A 13,990-nucleotide genomic window follows, 5' to 3' on the forward strand; every position below is an offset into this window, starting at 1 on the left:
GACTCGCGGAACAGTGAAATGCCGACTTATGACCTACGTGATGCGACAAGGAACCTGTCGCTTTTGATCGATGACGCAATTCGTTCTGGTGAACCGTTCGTCATCGAGAACCACGGCAAGCCGCTGGTCAAAGTCGTGCCGATTGCCTCGGCACCGACGCTTGCTCCGGTATCGCGGGTCGGATTCATGAAGGGGCAGATTCGGGTCCCCGAGGATTTCGATGCGTTGCACGCCGACACGATTCGAAACAGATTCGACGGCACTGAATGAAATCAGCGTGCCGAACGTCTCGTCCTTGCCTCACTCCCGCGCCCGCAATCCCCCGAACGCCAGATCGTCGGCCGGCGCGAGCGGCAGCGTCGCCCGCGCGACGTCGAGCCAGGCGCGCGCCGCGTGCGACAGATAGCCCTTCTTCAGCCAGCCGAGCGCGATCGCCCACGTGATTTCCGGCTCGACGATCGGCCGGCACGTGAACTGCCCCGCGTCGAGCCGCCGGCAATACGGCTCGGGCAGCAGCGCGATGCCGACGCCCGCATGCACGAGCGCGGCCATGAAATCCCAGTGGCCGCTGCGGCTCACGATCGACGGCGTGAAGCCGGCCTGCCGGCACGCATCGAGCACCGCGTCGTGCAGCGCGAGGCTTTCCGCATAGAACACGAACGATTCGCGCGCGAGATCCGCGAGCGGCACGGCCGCGTGGTCCTCCCAGCGCGACTCGCGCGGCGCGACGAGCCACAGCGGCGCGCGCACCATCGGCAGCCGCTCGAACGTGCCGGGATCGACAGGCTCCAGCAGCCCGCCGAGCTCCAGCTCGCCCGACGTCAGCGCGGCCTCGATCATCCGCGCGCCCTGCTCGAACAGCTTCAGCTCGATGTTCGGGTAGCGCTGCTTGTACGCGGCGATGATCGGCGTGAACAGCGAACCGCCGAGCGGCGGAATGCCGATCGTCAGCTCGCCGCGTCCGAGCGTGCCGAGATCGTTCAGCTCCGATTGCAGCTGCGCCTGCGCGGCCAGCACGTCCTGGCCGCGCTGGAACACGATCCGCCCGGCGTCGGTCAGCACCATCTGCCGGCCGTCGCGCAGCAGCAGCGGCGAACCGATCTCGTCTTCCAGCGCCTTCACCATCTTGCTGATGGTCGGCTGCGTGACGAACAGCTTGTCGGCCGCCGCGGTGAAGCTCTGCTGACGAACCACCTCGACGAAGTACCGCAGTGCGCGCAATTCCATCGATCACTCCCCAGATTGGTGCGGCTGAATGCAAGCGAATTCCGAATTGGAATGACAAGGATAGAGACAAGTCATTTTATTTATGGTTAGGGGAAACCCTATACTTGCTCCATTGACAGAAACATCTGTATGGAGCCCGCCATGAACAAGCCGACCGCCACTGCCGCCGCCCGCCCCGCTGCTTCGGGCAGCCTCGCGCACACGGGCCGGATCGTGCTGCAGGCCGCCGCGCTCGGCGTGCTGTGGATGGCGGTCGACTGGGCCGTGCGCAAGGTCGGGCTGCCGATTCCGTCCGGCGTGATCGGCCTCGCGGTGCTGCTCGTGCTGCTGTTCTCGGGTCGCGTCGCGCCGGCGTGGGTGAAGGACGGCGCGAACTGGCTGCTGTCCGACATGCTGCTGTTCTTCGTGCCGGCCGCCGTCGCGGCCGTGCAGTACGGCGGGCTGTTCCGCGAGGACGGCTGGCGCATCGCGCTGGTGATGCTCGCCGGCACCGCGTTCGTGATGGTCGCGGTGGCCGTCGCGGTCGATCTCGCCGCGAAGCTCGAACGCCGGCTCGCCGCGCAGCGCGTGTTCGCGGAACGCCGCCGCGCGCGCCTGAGCGCCATCGCGCACTGAGCCGGAGCCGTTCATGCTCGCCGCGCTATCGAACCTGCCCGCCGACCGGGTGAATACCGCGATCTCCGTCGGCTGCTTCGTGCTGACCGTCGTGCTGTATTTCGCGTCGAAGCGGCTCTATGCGTACAAGAAAACGCTGCTGTTCTCGCCGCTCGTGTTCGTGCCGGGCGTGCTGGTGCTGCTCGTGCTGCTGACCGGCATCCCGTATTCGGTCTATTTCCGCGACACGCGCTGGCTGATGTGGCTGCTCGGCCCGGCGACGATCGCGTTCGCGGTGCCGATCTACGACTATCGCGACCTGATCCGTCGCCACTGGCTGTCGCTGTCGGTCGGCGTCGCGGTCGGGATCGCGGCGGGCGTATGCGGGTCGCTGCTGCTCGCGAAGCTGCTGCACCTGTCGCCCGAGCTGCAGCGCTCGCTGATGACGCGCTCGGTGTCGACGCCGTTCGCGCTCGCCGTGTCCGACAAGATCCATGCGCCGAAGGACCTCACGGCCCTGTTCGTGATCGCGACCGGCATCTGCGGGATGCTGCTCGGCGAGCTCGTGCTGGCGCTCGTGCCGATGCGCACGCGGCTCGCGCGCGGCGCGCTGTTCGGCGCGGCCGCCCACGGCGTGGGCACCGCGAAGGCGCGCGAGATCGGCAGCGAGGAAGGCGTCGTGTCGAGCCTGACGATGATGATCGCGGGCGTCGCGATGGTGCTGATCGCGCCGCTGCTCACGCTGCTGCCGATCTGACGACGGATGCGCGGGCGGGCGCCGCTCGCCGCCCTGCCGCGTTCCTCGCCTGACGGTCTGTTCCCGCCGGCCGCACTCCGCTCCTCCCCGGGGATCGTTTCCCCGCCGTTCCTGCCCTGCATCGAGCCGCGCCGGCCGACAATCGGCTGAGATAGCCGCAATTCCCCCCTCTTTTCCGCCCATCGGCCTCGGCCCGGATGCCGAACAATGCATGCTACGAGACATCACGCACGCATTCACATGGCCACGACCGCAAACCCGACCGCCGACAAGCCGGCTTCGTCCGGCAAGTTCAAGCGCATCGCGCTCATCGCCGTCATCGCGCTGGGCGCGGCTGCCGCCGCCGCCGGCGGCATGTACGTGTTCCTGGGCAAGGCAGGCGTCGGCCACGCGAGCGCGCCCGCCGAGCCGGCGCCGCTGGCCGCGCCGGTGTTCTTCCCGCTCGACCCGCTGACCGTGAACCTGCAGTCCGACGACGGCGCGCAGCACTACCTGCGCGTCGGCCTGTCGCTGAAGCTCACGGACCCGAAGGCGCAGGAGCAACTGACCGCGCGGATGCCGGAAATCCGCAGCCGGATCCTGCTCGCGCTGTCGAACAAGCATCCCGAGGAGCTTGCGACGCCGGACGGCAAACGTTCGCTCGCGACGGAGCTGCGGGAGCTGATCGAGCAGCCGACGCAGCCGGGCAACCAGCGCGCGAAGGTCGACGACGTCCTGTTCACCGAGTTCGTCGTCCAGTAACGCGGCCGCGAAAGGAGCGCGTATGGGTCACCAGGAGTTCATGTCCCAGGAGGAGGTCGATGCCCTCCTCAAGGGCGTCACGGGCGAAACCGATGCAGTCGACGAGCAGCGCGACACATCGGGCGTCCGCCCCTACAACATCGCGACGCAGGAGCGAATCGTCCGCGGCCGGATGCCCGGCCTCGAGATCATCAACGACCGCTTCGCGCGCCTGTTGCGGATCGGCATCTTCAACTTCATGCGGCGTACGGCGGAAATCTCCGTCAGCCAGGTGAAGGTGCAGAAGTACAGCGAATTCACCCGCAACCTGCCGATCCCGACCAACCTGAACCTGGTGCACGTGAAACCGCTGCGCGGCACGTCGCTGTTCGTGTTCGACCCGAACCTCGTGTTCTTCGTCGTCGACAACCTGTTCGGCGGCGACGGGCGCTTCCACACGCGCGTCGAGGGCCGCGACTTCACGGCCACCGAGCAGCGGATCATCGGCAAGCTGCTGAACCTCGTGTTCGAGCACTACACGACCGCGTGGAAGAGCGTGCGGCCGCTGCAGTTCGAATTCGTGCGCTCGGAGATGCACACGCAGTTCGCGAACGTCGCGACGCCGAACGAGATCGTGATCGTCACGCAGTTCTCGATCGAGTTCGGGCCGACGGGCGGCACGCTGCACATCTGCATGCCGTACTCGATGATCGAGCCAATCCGCGACGTGCTCAGCTCGCCGATCCAGGGCGAGGCGCTCGAAGTCGACCGCCGCTGGGTGCGCGTGCTGTCCCAGCAGGTGCAGGCCGCCGAGGTCGAGCTGACCGCGAATCTCGCCGAAATCTCGTCGACGTTCGAGAAGATCCTGAACCTGCGCGCGGGCGATGTGCTGCCGCTCGAGATCGAGGACACGATCACCGCGAAGGTCGACGGCGTGCCGGTGATGGAATGCGGCTACGGAATTTTCAATGGTCAATATGCGTTGCGCGTGCAGAAGATGATCGGCGCGAGCGATTCGATGAAGGAAGGTGGATATGAGTGAGCTGAACCAGACGCCCGACGACGACATGCAGGCGATGGCCGATGCAGCGCTCGCGGCGTCGGCCGCCGACGCGCAGGCGCCGGCCGCGGCCGACGAGGATCCGGGCATGGACGACTGGGCGGCCGCGCTCGCCGAGCAGAACCAGCAGCCGGTGGCGGCCGGGGCGACGGGCGCCGGCGTGTTCCAGCCGCTGTCGAAGGCCGCGGCGAGCTCGACGCACAACGACATCGAGATGATCCTCGACATCCCGGTCAAGATGACCGTGGAGCTCGGCCGCACGAAGATCGCGATCCGCAACCTGCTGCAGCTCGCGCAGGGGTCGGTCGTCGAGCTCGACGGCATGGCCGGCGAGCCGATGGACGTGCTCGTGAACGGCTGCCTGATCGCGCAGGGCGAAGTCGTGGTGGTCAACGACAAGTTCGGCATTCGCCTCACCGACATCATCACGCCGGCCGAACGTATCCGGAAGCTGAATCGATGAACGTCGTCAAGCCCGGCCAGCGTGTGTGCCGCGCGATGGCGGCGACGGTGCTTGCCGTCGTCGCGTCGCTCGTGTGCACGCCGGCCGGCGCCGCGGACATGAACGCGGTGAACCACCCCGGTTCGATCGCGTCGAGCGTGACGGTCGGCTCGGCCGCGCCGTCGCTCGGCATCGGCGCGGTGCTGCAGACGCTCGTCGGGCTCGCGGTCGTGATCGGCCTCGTGTTCGCGTGCGCGTGGCTCGCGCGCCGCTTCGGCTTCCAGCCCGCGCGGCGCGGCGGCCCGCTCAAGGTCGTGTCGAGCGTCGGGCTCGGCGCGAAGGAAAGCGCGACGATCGTCGAGATCGGCGACACCTGGCTCGTGCTCGGCGTCGCGCCGGGCAACGTGCGCCTGCTGCATACGCTGCCGGCCGCCTCGGTGGCGGCCACCGCGACCGCGGGGTCGGTTCCGGCCGACGCGTCCGCCGGCGGCCATGCGCCCGACGCCGGCCTGCCCGGCACGTTCGGCTCACGGTTTCGCGACGCGCTCGCGGGCGAAGCCGTGAAACGCCTCGGGCGTGGCAAGGACCGTTGACATGGCGCCGCGCCCTCTTCCAGTCTCCGCATTCCGATGAAACACGCATTCCTGCGTCACGCGGCGCGCGTCGCGCCCGTGCTGATCCTCTGTCTCGCCCCTGCGCTCGCGTATGCGCAGGCGAACGGCCTGCCCGCGTTCAACGCGAGCCCGGGGCCGCACGGCGGCACCACCTATTCGCTGAGCGTGCAGACGATGCTGCTGCTCACGATGCTGTCGTTCCTGCCGGCGATGCTGCTGATGATGACGAGCTTCACGCGCATCATCATCGTGCTGTCGCTGCTGCGCCAGGCGCTCGGCACCGCGACGACGCCGCCGAACCAGGTGCTCGTCGGCCTCGCGATGTTCCTCACCTTCTTCGTGATGTCGCCGGTGCTCGACCGCGCGTACAACGACGGCTACAAGCCGTTCTCCGACGGCTCGATGCCGATGGAGCAGGCCGTGCAGCGCGGCGTCGCGCCGTTCAAGACCTTCATGCTGAAGCAGACCCGCGAGACCGACCTCGCGCTGTTCGCGAAGATCTCGAAGGCCGCGCCGATGCAGGGCCCCGACGACGTGCCGCTGTCGCTGCTGGTGCCCGCGTTCGTCACGAGCGAGCTGAAGACCGGTTTCCAGATCGGCTTCACGGTGTTCATCCCGTTCCTGATCATCGACATGGTCGTCGCGAGCGTGCTGATGTCGATGGGGATGATGATGGTGTCGCCGTCCACCGTGTCGCTGCCGTTCAAGCTGATGCTGTTCGTGCTGGTCGACGGCTGGCAGCTGCTGATCGGCTCGCTCGCGCAGAGCTTCACGTAAGCCGCGGAGGAATCACGCGATGACGCCCGAACAAGTGATGACGCTCGCGCACCAGGCGATGATGGTCGGCCTGCTGCTCGCGGCCCCGCTGCTGCTGGTCGCGCTCGCGGTCGGCCTCGTCGTGAGCCTGTTCCAGGCCGCGACGCAGATCAACGAAGCGACGTTGTCGTTCATCCCGAAGCTGCTCGCGGTCGCCGCGACGCTCGTGATCGCCGGCCCGTGGATGCTGACGACGATGCTCGACTACCTGCGGCAGACGCTGCTGCACGTCGCGACGCTCGGCGTCGGCTGAGCCGCGCGCCGGCAGCCCCGTTCCGCGACGATGTTCTCGGTTACCTACGCGCAGCTCAACGGCTGGCTCACGGCGTTCCTGTGGCCGTTCGTGCGGATGCTCGCGCTCGTCGCGACGGCGCCCGTCGTCGGCCACGCGGCAGTGCCGGTGCGCGTGAAGATCGGCCTGGCCGCGTTCATGGCGCTGGTCGTCGCGCCGACGCTCGGCGCGATGCCGGACGTCACCGTGTTCTCCGCGCCGGGCATCTGGATCCTCGTCACGCAATTCCTGATCGGCGTCGCGATGGGCTTCACGATGCAGCTCGTGTTCGCGGCCGTCGAGGCGGCCGGCGACTTCATCGGGCTGTCGATGGGCCTCGGCTTCGCGACCTTCTTCGATCCGCACACGAGCGGCGCGACACCCGTGATGGGCCGTTTCCTGAACGCGGTCGCGATGCTCGCGTTCCTCGCGGTGGACGGCCACCTGCAGATGTTCGCGGCGCTCGCCGCGTCGTTCCAGTCGCTGCCGGTGTCGGGCGACCTGCTGCACGCGCCGGGCTGGCGCACGCTCGCCACCTTCGGCGCGGTCGTGTTCGAGATGGGGCTGCTGCTCGCGCTGCCGGTGGTCGCGGCGCTGCTGATCGCGAACCTCGCGCTCGGCATCCTGAACCGCGCGGCGCCGCAGATCGGCGTATTCCAGGTCGGCTTTCCGGTGACGATGCTCGTCGGGCTGTTGCTCGTGCAACTGATGGTGCCGAACCTGGTGCCGTTCGTGTCGCACCTGTTCGACATGGGGCTCGATGCGATGGGGCGGGTGTTGCTGGGCTGGCGCTAGACGCCCCGCGGTCCCCTGTCGACCCGCTTCGGCGCCGGTCGCCCCCATTCCGCCCCCGTTGCTGGAAAACCCCTAAACGAACCGCCAACCCGCGAAAGGTTGCGGAAGGTTTCGCCTCCCTATACTCGTGATGACGATGCAGCAAGCATCGCGCCATACGAATACAACGAAGGAGACGACCCCGATGCGACCCATCCTGCGCACCCTCGCCGTTGCAGCCAGCCTGAGCTGCGCGCTCGCCGCTCATCCCGCGTTCGCCGACGACGGCGGCAAGATCACGATCATGGTCGGCGGGATCGCGAAGCTGATCTACCTGCCCGCGCGGCTCACGCAGGAGCTCGGCAACTTCAAGGCCGAAGGGCTCGACGTCGAGCTGCTGTCGCAGCCGGCCGGCGTCGACGCCGAGAACGAGCTGCTCGCGGGCGCCGTGCAAGGCGTCGTCGGCTTCTACGATCACACCATCGACCTGCAGAGCAAGGGCAAGGACGTGAAGGCGATCGCCGTGTTCGGCCAGGTGCCGGGCGAAGTCGAGATGGTCTCGACCAAGGCCGCGCCGACCTTCAAGTCGATGGCCGACGCGAAGGGCAAGACGCTCGGCGTGACGGGCCTCGGCTCGTCGACGAGCTTCCTCACCCAATACCTTGCGCTGCAGCACGGCGTGCCGTCGACGCAGTACACGATGCTGCCGGTCGGCGCCGACGCGAGCTTCATCGCCGCGATCAAGCAGGGCCGCATCGACGCCGGGATGACGACCGAGCCGACGGTGTCCGCGCTCGAGAAGATGGGCGATGCGAAGGTGCTGGTCGACCTGCGCACGCTGGACGGCACGCGCGCCGCGCTCGGCGGCACCTACCCGGCCGCGAGCCTGTACGTGCAGTCGGCGTGGGCCGATGCGCACAAGGCGGAGGCGACCAAGCTCGCGCACGCGTTCGCGAAGACGATGCAGTTCATCCACACGCACAGCGCCGAGGAAATCGCCGCGAAGATGCCGGCCGACTACCAGAAGGACAAGGCGCTGTACGTGGCCGCGCTGAAGGCGTCGCTGCCGATGTACACGGCCGACGGCAAGATGCCGGCCGACGGTCCGGCGACCGTGCTGAAGGTGCTGTCGGCGTTCAATCCGTCGGTGAAGGGCAAGCACATCGACCTGGCGCGCACCTATACGAACGATTTCGTGAACGCAAAGTAAGCCGCGACGCCGGCGGCGGCGATCCCGCCGCCGGGCGTTCCCCGTTCCGGCCCGGTTGACCGGCCCGGCGCCGCCACTGCGACGCCCTCCTCACCCGCAGGATCGATGCGATGAATCAGGCAGTCTCCCCGAGCACACCGGCGATCGAGTTTCGCAATGTGTCGTGCCGCTTCATTTCGCCGGAAGGCAAGGCCACCGTCGCGTTGCGCGACTTCAGCATGAGCGTCGCGCGCGGCGAATTCATCGCGATCGTCGGCCCGACCGGCTGCGGCAAGTCGACCACGCTGAACCTGATCACCGGGCTGCTCAAGCCCGTGTCGGGCGAAGTCCGCGTGATGGGCCGCCCGGTCGACGGGATCGACCCGCGCATCGGCTTCGTGTTCCAGGCCGACGCCGTGTTCCCGTGGCGCAACGTGATCGACAACGTCGCGGCCGGCCCGCTGTTTCGCGGCCGCTCGAAGGACGTCGCGTACGCGCAGGCCGAGGAGTGGATCCGCAAGGTCGGCCTCGACAAGTTCACCAAACACTACCCGCACCAGCTCTCCGGCGGGATGAGAAAGCGCGTCGCGCTCGCGCAGACCTTCATCAACCAGCCGGAAATCCTGCTGATGGACGAGCCGTTCTCCGCGCTCGACATGCAGACCCGCACGCTGATGCAGGACGAGCTGCTGCAGCTGTGGTCCGCGAACAAGGGGTCGGTCGTGTTCGTCACGCACGATCTCGAGGAAGCGATCGCGCTCGCCGACCGCGTGTTCGTGCTGACCGCCCGCCCCGCGACGCTCAAGCGCGTGTATGAAATCGACCTGCCGCGCCCGCGCGTCATGTCGGAAGTGCGCTACGACGCACGCTTCATCGAAATTTCCAAGGACATCTGGCACGACCTGCGCGAAGAAGTGCAGATCGGCTGACGCATACGCCGCACGACAAGCACCGGCAAGAAACAGCAAGGACAGGAGCATGACCGACATGACGCTTCCCACCACCGCCCTTCCGGCGACCACGCTCGAGGACGACGAGCGCGCCGCGCAACGCCGGCTGCGCCGCCGGCGCACGCTGATCGTCACGCTGCGGATCGCCGTACTCGTGATCGTGCTGGGCGGGTGGGAACTCGCCGCCCGGCTGAAATGGATCGATCCGTTCTTCTTCTCGATGCCGTCGCTGATCTTCGCGCAGATCCAGGACTGGTTCGTGAACGGCACGTCGCAGGGTCCGCTGCTCACGCAGGTGTGGGTCACGCTCGAGGAAACCGCGATCGGCTTCCTGATCGGCTCGGTGGCCGGCGTGATCTGCGGGATCGTGCTCGGCCGCAACAAGCTGATGGCCGACGTGTTCGGCCTGTACATCCAGATCGCGAACTCGATTCCGCGCGTCGTGCTCGGCTCGGTGTTCGTGATCGCGCTCGGCCTCGGGATGGCGTCGAAGATCGCGCTGGCCGTCGTGATGGTGTTCTTCGTCGTGTTCGGCAACGCGTTCCAGGGCGTGCGCGAAGCGGATCGCTACCTGATCGCGAACGCGCAGATCCTCGGCGCGTCGCGCCGGCAGATCACCACGTCGGTCGTGATCCCGTCCGCGCTCTCCTGGATTCTCGCGAGCCTGCACGTGAGCTTCGGCTTCGCGCTGGTCGGTGCGGTGGTCGGCGAATTCCTGGGTTCCAAGCAGGGGATCGGGCTGTTAATCTCCACCGCCCAGGGCGCGTTCAACGCGAGCGGCGTGTTCGCGGCGATGATCGTGCTGGCCGTGGTCGCGCTGGCCGCCGACTACCTGCTGACGCGGATCGAGAAGCGGCTGCTGAAGTGGCGCCCCGCGGCGTTCTGAACGCCGCGCGCCGGCGCCTGACATGACACCCCGACCGCGCCGGCGACCCCGGCGCGGTTCGGCATTTCCGGGAAGGAGCGCAACAGGATGGCGCACAGCCTGCGCGGACGACTGCTGTGGTGGCTGCTGCTGCCGCTCGCGGTGTTCGTGCTGATCGCCGGCGCGATGTCGTACGACACCGCGCGGACCACGGCCGCGCTCGTGCAGGACAGCGCGCTCGTCGCGTCCGCGCGCACGATCGGCGAGGACGTCGAATGGCGCAACGGCCGGCCGGCGGCCGACGTGCCGCCCGCCGCGCTGGAGATCTTCGAATCGCCGTCGGGCGACTCGGTGTTCTACAAGGTGATCGACGGCCACGAGCGCCTGCTCGCCGGCAATCCTGCGCTCGACCTGCCCGCGCGGCACGGCATCGAGCCGACGCTGTACGACACGTCGCTCGACGGCGTGCCGCTGCGCGCGGTGGCCTACGACCGCCAGTTGTACGACGAGGGGCAGGTCGAGACGGTCACCGTGGTCGTCGCGAAAACGACGCGTTCGTACGGCGCGATGGTCGCGACGATCTGGCGGCCGCAGCTCGTGCGCCTGTCCCTGATGCTGGTGCTCGCGGTGGTGCTCGTCTATCTCGGCCTCACCTTCGAGCTGCGCCCGCTGATGAAGCTGAAGGACGACGTGGCCGACCGCGGGCCGATGGAACTCGAGCCGATCCGCCCGGAGCGGCTGCAATACGAACTGCGGCCGATCGTCGACGCGATCAACCAGTGCATCGCGCGCCTGAACACGCACACGGCCACGCAGCGCCGCTTCATCGCGGATGCCGCGCACCAGCTGCGCACGCCGATCGCGGTGCTCGACACGCAGATCCAGTACGCGCAGCAGCGCGGCAACGACGATCGTGAACTCGCGTCGGTGCTCGACAGCATGCAGCGCAGCAGCCGCAAGATGGCCGACGTGACCGACAAGCTGCTGCTGCTCGCGCACGCGGAAGCGACGCCGTCGACGCTCCTGACCCAGCGCGTCGACCTGGCCACGGTGGTGTCGAGCGTGCTGGAGGAGACGATCCTGCTCGCGCAGCGGCGCGACATCGACCTCGGCGCGGATCTCGGCGAGCGGCTCGACGTCGCGGGCAGCGACAGCCTGCTCACCGCGCTGGTGATGAACCTCGTCGACAACGCGGTGCGCTACACCCAGCCGGGCGGCTGCGTGACGGTCTGCGCGCGGCGCGACGGCGAGGCGATCGTGCTCGACGTGGTCGACGACGGCCCCGGCATCCCGGCCGAAGCGCGACCGCACGTATTCAAGCGGTTCTACCGCGTGTCGGCCGACACCGAGGGCTCGGGCCTCGGGCTCGCGATCGTCCGCGAAATTGCGCAGGCGCACGGCGGCAGCGTGTCGCTCGCGCCGGGGCCCGGCAATCGCGGGATCGTCGTGACCGTGCGGTTGCCCGCTTTCGATTGAAGAGAACGCCGTCATGAAACTTTTGCTGGTCGAAGACAACGCCGAGCTCGCGCACTGGATCGTGAACCTGCTGCGCGGGGAGGATTTCGCGGTCGACTGCGTCGGCGACGGCGAACGGGCCGACACGGTGCTCAAGACCGAACGCTACGACGCGGTGCTGCTCGACATGCGCCTGCCCGGCATCAGCGGCAAGGAAGTGCTCGCACGGCTGCGGCGCCGCAACGACAACGTGCCGGTGCTGATGCTGACCGCGCACGGCTCGGTCGACGACAAGGTCGACTGCTTCGGCGCGGGCGCCGACGATTACGTCGTGAAGCCGTTCGAGTCGCGCGAGCTGGTGGCGCGCATCCGTGCGCTGATCCGCCGGCAGGCCGGCGTCGGCACGACGCAGCTCGTGTGCGGCGACCTCGTCTATGCGTTCGGTACGCGCGAATTCCGCTGCGGCGACGCGGTGCTCGCGCTGCGCCGCCGCGAGCACGCGATCCTCGAAACGCTGATGCTGCAGCAGAACAAGACGGTGTCGAAGGCGCGGCTGATGGACAGCGTGTTCGCGCTCGACGACGAGCCCAGCGCCGACGCGATCGACATCTACATCCACCGGCTGCGCAAGCATCTCGCCGGCAGCACGGCCGAGATCATCACGCTGCGCGGGCTCGGTTACATCCTGCGCATGAAGAGCGCGCACGATTGACGCGGCGCGCCTCCCGCCTTCCGCACATCAATTCGTAGCGCGAATCATCATCGAGGCCTGCCCGACGTCCGGCAGAACCGCTTCCGCTCGCGTGCCCGATCCGTGATGGCTGCGCGTTCGGTGTTTTCACCGATCCGATTCTTTCCGCCGGGAAAGCGCCGTGAAGGATTGCCCCCTCTACGATGCTATGCGTCGGCCCGCTCGCTGTGGCCGGCAAGAGTCGGCATACATTACGTACTGCCAACGACCGGATTTCAATGCGGCAGCTCGGAGGAGACGATCTTGAAACGAAAAACCCTTGCCCTTTCCATCGCGGCGGCGGGCCTGTGCGCCGGCCATGCGCATGCGCAGTCGACCGTGCAGCTCTACGGCCTGATGGACCTGAGCTTTCCGACCTACCGGACCCATGCCGATGCGAACGGCAAGCACGTGATCGGGATGGGCAACGAAGGCGAACCGTGGTTCAGCGGCAGCCGCTGGGGCCTGAAAGGCGCTGAAGACATCGGCGGCGGCACGAAGATCATCTTCCGCCTGGAAAGCGAATTCGTGGTCGCGAACGGCCAGATGGAAGACGAAGGCCAGATCTTCGACCGTGACGCGTGGGTCGGCGTCGAGGACGAGCGCTTCGGCAAGCTGACGGCCGGCTTCCAGAACACGATCGCGCGCGATGCGGCGACGATCTACGGCGACGCGTACGGCTCCGCGAAGCTGTCGACCGAGGAAGGCGGCTGGACCAACTCGAACAACTTCAAGCAGATGATCTTCTACGCGGCCGGCCCGACCGGCACGCGCTACAACAACGGCGTCGCGTGGAAGAAGCTGTTCAGCAACGGCATCTTCGCGAGCGCCGGCTACCAGTTCAGCAACTCGACGTCGTTCGCGACCGGCTCCGCGTACCAGGCCGCGCTCGGCTACAACGGCGGGCCGTTCGCCGTGTCGGGCTTCTACAACCACGTGAACCACAACGGCTTCCGGAACCAGACGTTCTCGGTCGGCGGCAACTACACGTTCGACATCGTGCGCCTGAATGCCGGCTACTTCCGCTACAACGGCGACCAGGGCCCGCTCGGCCAGCGCCACGACGATTCGTGGACGGTGTCGATGAAGATCGCGCCGAAGGGCGCGCTCGACTACGAGCTCGGCTACCAGCAGATGCGCATCAAGAACGCCGCGAACAACGCGGACGGCTTCACGCCGAACGCCAACCTCGGCGCGTTCAGCCTGACCAACGGCGTCGCCAACGGTTTCAAGGAGACGATCTACGGGTCGGTGTTCTATCACTTGAGCAAGCGCACCGAGGTGTACCTGGCCGGCGACTACATGAAGCTGCACGGCGGCTACACGGTGTCGTCGACGTTCGGCGCGAAGAACCAGCTCGAACTGACGTCGGGCATCCGCACGCGCTTCTGACCCGAGGCGGTCATCCGGGCGGGGCCCGCCGGGCCCTGCCGCACCCTTCTTCCGGGATTCTCCATGCGGGCACGCCGGCGCTTGCGCCGACCGTGCCCTTTTTTTCGTCCTGTTTCAGCCTTTGAGCGGCGCCG

The 13,990-nt window shown here is 67.7% G+C and carries 17 protein-coding genes; 16 read left to right on the forward strand and 1 reads right to left on the reverse strand.

Going from position 1 to position 13,990, the window contains the following annotated elements:
* Positions 1 to 18 precede the first annotated feature (18 nt).
* Positions 19 to 270: a type II toxin-antitoxin system Phd/YefM family antitoxin gene (locus DTA15_RS18230; protein ID WP_006491287.1), complete on the forward strand. Its 252-nt coding sequence runs from the start codon at positions 19 to 21 to the stop codon at positions 268 to 270.
* Between the two features lie 30 nt (positions 271 to 300).
* On the opposite strand, the gene DTA15_RS18235 is transcribed toward DTA15_RS18230, so the two are convergent.
* Positions 301 to 1,227 (reverse strand): LysR family transcriptional regulator, encoded by a 927-nt coding sequence (locus DTA15_RS18235; protein ID WP_006491270.1) that lies wholly within the window; start codon positions 1,225 to 1,227, stop codon positions 301 to 303.
* A 141-nt stretch (positions 1,228 to 1,368) separates the two neighbouring features.
* On the opposite strand from DTA15_RS18235, the gene DTA15_RS18240 reads away from it, so the two are divergent.
* The 15 genes from DTA15_RS18240 (at position 1,369) to DTA15_RS18310 (ending at position 13,856) form a co-directional block, all read left to right on the forward strand.
* Entirely contained in the window at positions 1,369 to 1,842 is a 474-nt protein-coding gene (locus DTA15_RS18240; RefSeq protein WP_006491291.1) for a CidA/LrgA family protein, read from the forward strand.
* 13 nt (positions 1,843 to 1,855) lie between these two features.
* Positions 1,856 to 2,578, forward strand: a complete 723-nt coding sequence (locus DTA15_RS18245; RefSeq protein ID WP_006491274.1) for an LrgB family protein — start codon at positions 1,856 to 1,858, stop codon at positions 2,576 to 2,578.
* 240 nt (positions 2,579 to 2,818) lie between these two features.
* A complete protein-coding gene (gene fliL, locus DTA15_RS18250; RefSeq protein ID WP_006491281.1) occupies positions 2,819 to 3,319 on the forward strand; it encodes a flagellar basal body-associated protein FliL in 501 nt (166 codons plus the stop codon).
* A 22-nt stretch (positions 3,320 to 3,341) separates the two neighbouring features.
* On the forward strand, positions 3,342 to 4,340 hold the full coding sequence (gene fliM / locus DTA15_RS18255; RefSeq protein ID WP_006477232.1) for a flagellar motor switch protein FliM: 999 nt from the start codon (positions 3,342 to 3,344) through the stop codon (positions 4,338 to 4,340).
* Positions 4,333 to 4,821 (forward strand): flagellar motor switch protein FliN, encoded by a 489-nt coding sequence (fliN, locus tag DTA15_RS18260; RefSeq protein ID WP_006491286.1) that lies wholly within the window; start codon positions 4,333 to 4,335, stop codon positions 4,819 to 4,821. Before fliM ends, fliN begins: the two co-directional genes overlap by 8 nt.
* A complete protein-coding gene (fliO, locus tag DTA15_RS18265; RefSeq protein ID WP_006491284.1) occupies positions 4,818 to 5,393 on the forward strand; it encodes a flagellar biosynthetic protein FliO in 576 nt (191 codons plus the stop codon). The genes fliN and fliO overlap by 4 nt, the downstream gene beginning before the upstream one ends.
* A 36-nt stretch (positions 5,394 to 5,429) precedes the next feature.
* Positions 5,430 to 6,191 (forward strand): flagellar type III secretion system pore protein FliP, encoded by a 762-nt coding sequence (gene fliP, locus DTA15_RS18270; RefSeq protein ID WP_006491273.1) that lies wholly within the window; start codon positions 5,430 to 5,432, stop codon positions 6,189 to 6,191.
* 19 nt (positions 6,192 to 6,210) lie between these two features.
* A complete protein-coding gene (gene fliQ / locus DTA15_RS18275) occupies positions 6,211 to 6,483 on the forward strand; it encodes a flagellar biosynthesis protein FliQ (protein WP_006491272.1) in 273 nt (90 codons plus the stop codon).
* Between the two features lie 30 nt (positions 6,484 to 6,513).
* A complete protein-coding gene (gene fliR, locus DTA15_RS18280; RefSeq protein WP_006491278.1) occupies positions 6,514 to 7,296 on the forward strand; it encodes a flagellar biosynthetic protein FliR in 783 nt (260 codons plus the stop codon).
* Between the two features lie 184 nt (positions 7,297 to 7,480).
* Positions 7,481 to 8,485 (forward strand): ABC transporter substrate-binding protein, encoded by a 1,005-nt coding sequence (locus DTA15_RS18285; RefSeq protein ID WP_006491288.1) that lies wholly within the window; start codon positions 7,481 to 7,483, stop codon positions 8,483 to 8,485.
* 110 nt (positions 8,486 to 8,595) lie between these two features.
* Complete coding sequence (locus DTA15_RS18290) at positions 8,596 to 9,393, forward strand: ABC transporter ATP-binding protein (protein ID WP_006491292.1); 798 nt, start codon at positions 8,596 to 8,598, stop codon at positions 9,391 to 9,393.
* A gap of 58 nt (positions 9,394 to 9,451) precedes the next feature.
* Positions 9,452 to 10,300: an ABC transporter permease gene (locus tag DTA15_RS18295; RefSeq protein ID WP_006491277.1), complete on the forward strand. Its 849-nt coding sequence runs from the start codon at positions 9,452 to 9,454 to the stop codon at positions 10,298 to 10,300.
* Between the two features lie 87 nt (positions 10,301 to 10,387).
* Positions 10,388 to 11,755, forward strand: coding sequence for a sensor histidine kinase (locus tag DTA15_RS18300; protein WP_006491279.1), 1,368 nt, complete (start codon positions 10,388 to 10,390; stop codon positions 11,753 to 11,755).
* 13 nt (positions 11,756 to 11,768) lie between these two features.
* Complete coding sequence (locus DTA15_RS18305) at positions 11,769 to 12,446, forward strand: response regulator (RefSeq protein ID WP_006491276.1); 678 nt, start codon at positions 11,769 to 11,771, stop codon at positions 12,444 to 12,446.
* Between the two features lie 282 nt (positions 12,447 to 12,728).
* The gene (locus DTA15_RS18310) at positions 12,729 to 13,856 is read left to right on the forward strand and encodes a porin (RefSeq protein WP_012492982.1); all 1,128 of its coding nucleotides are present in this window, start codon (positions 12,729 to 12,731) and stop codon (positions 13,854 to 13,856) included.
* Positions 13,857 to 13,990 lie beyond the last annotated feature (134 nt).

The sequence above is a fragment of the Burkholderia cenocepacia genome (assembly GCF_900446215.1).
In the GTDB taxonomy this organism is placed as follows: Bacteria; Pseudomonadota; Gammaproteobacteria; order Burkholderiales; family Burkholderiaceae; genus Burkholderia; species Burkholderia cenocepacia.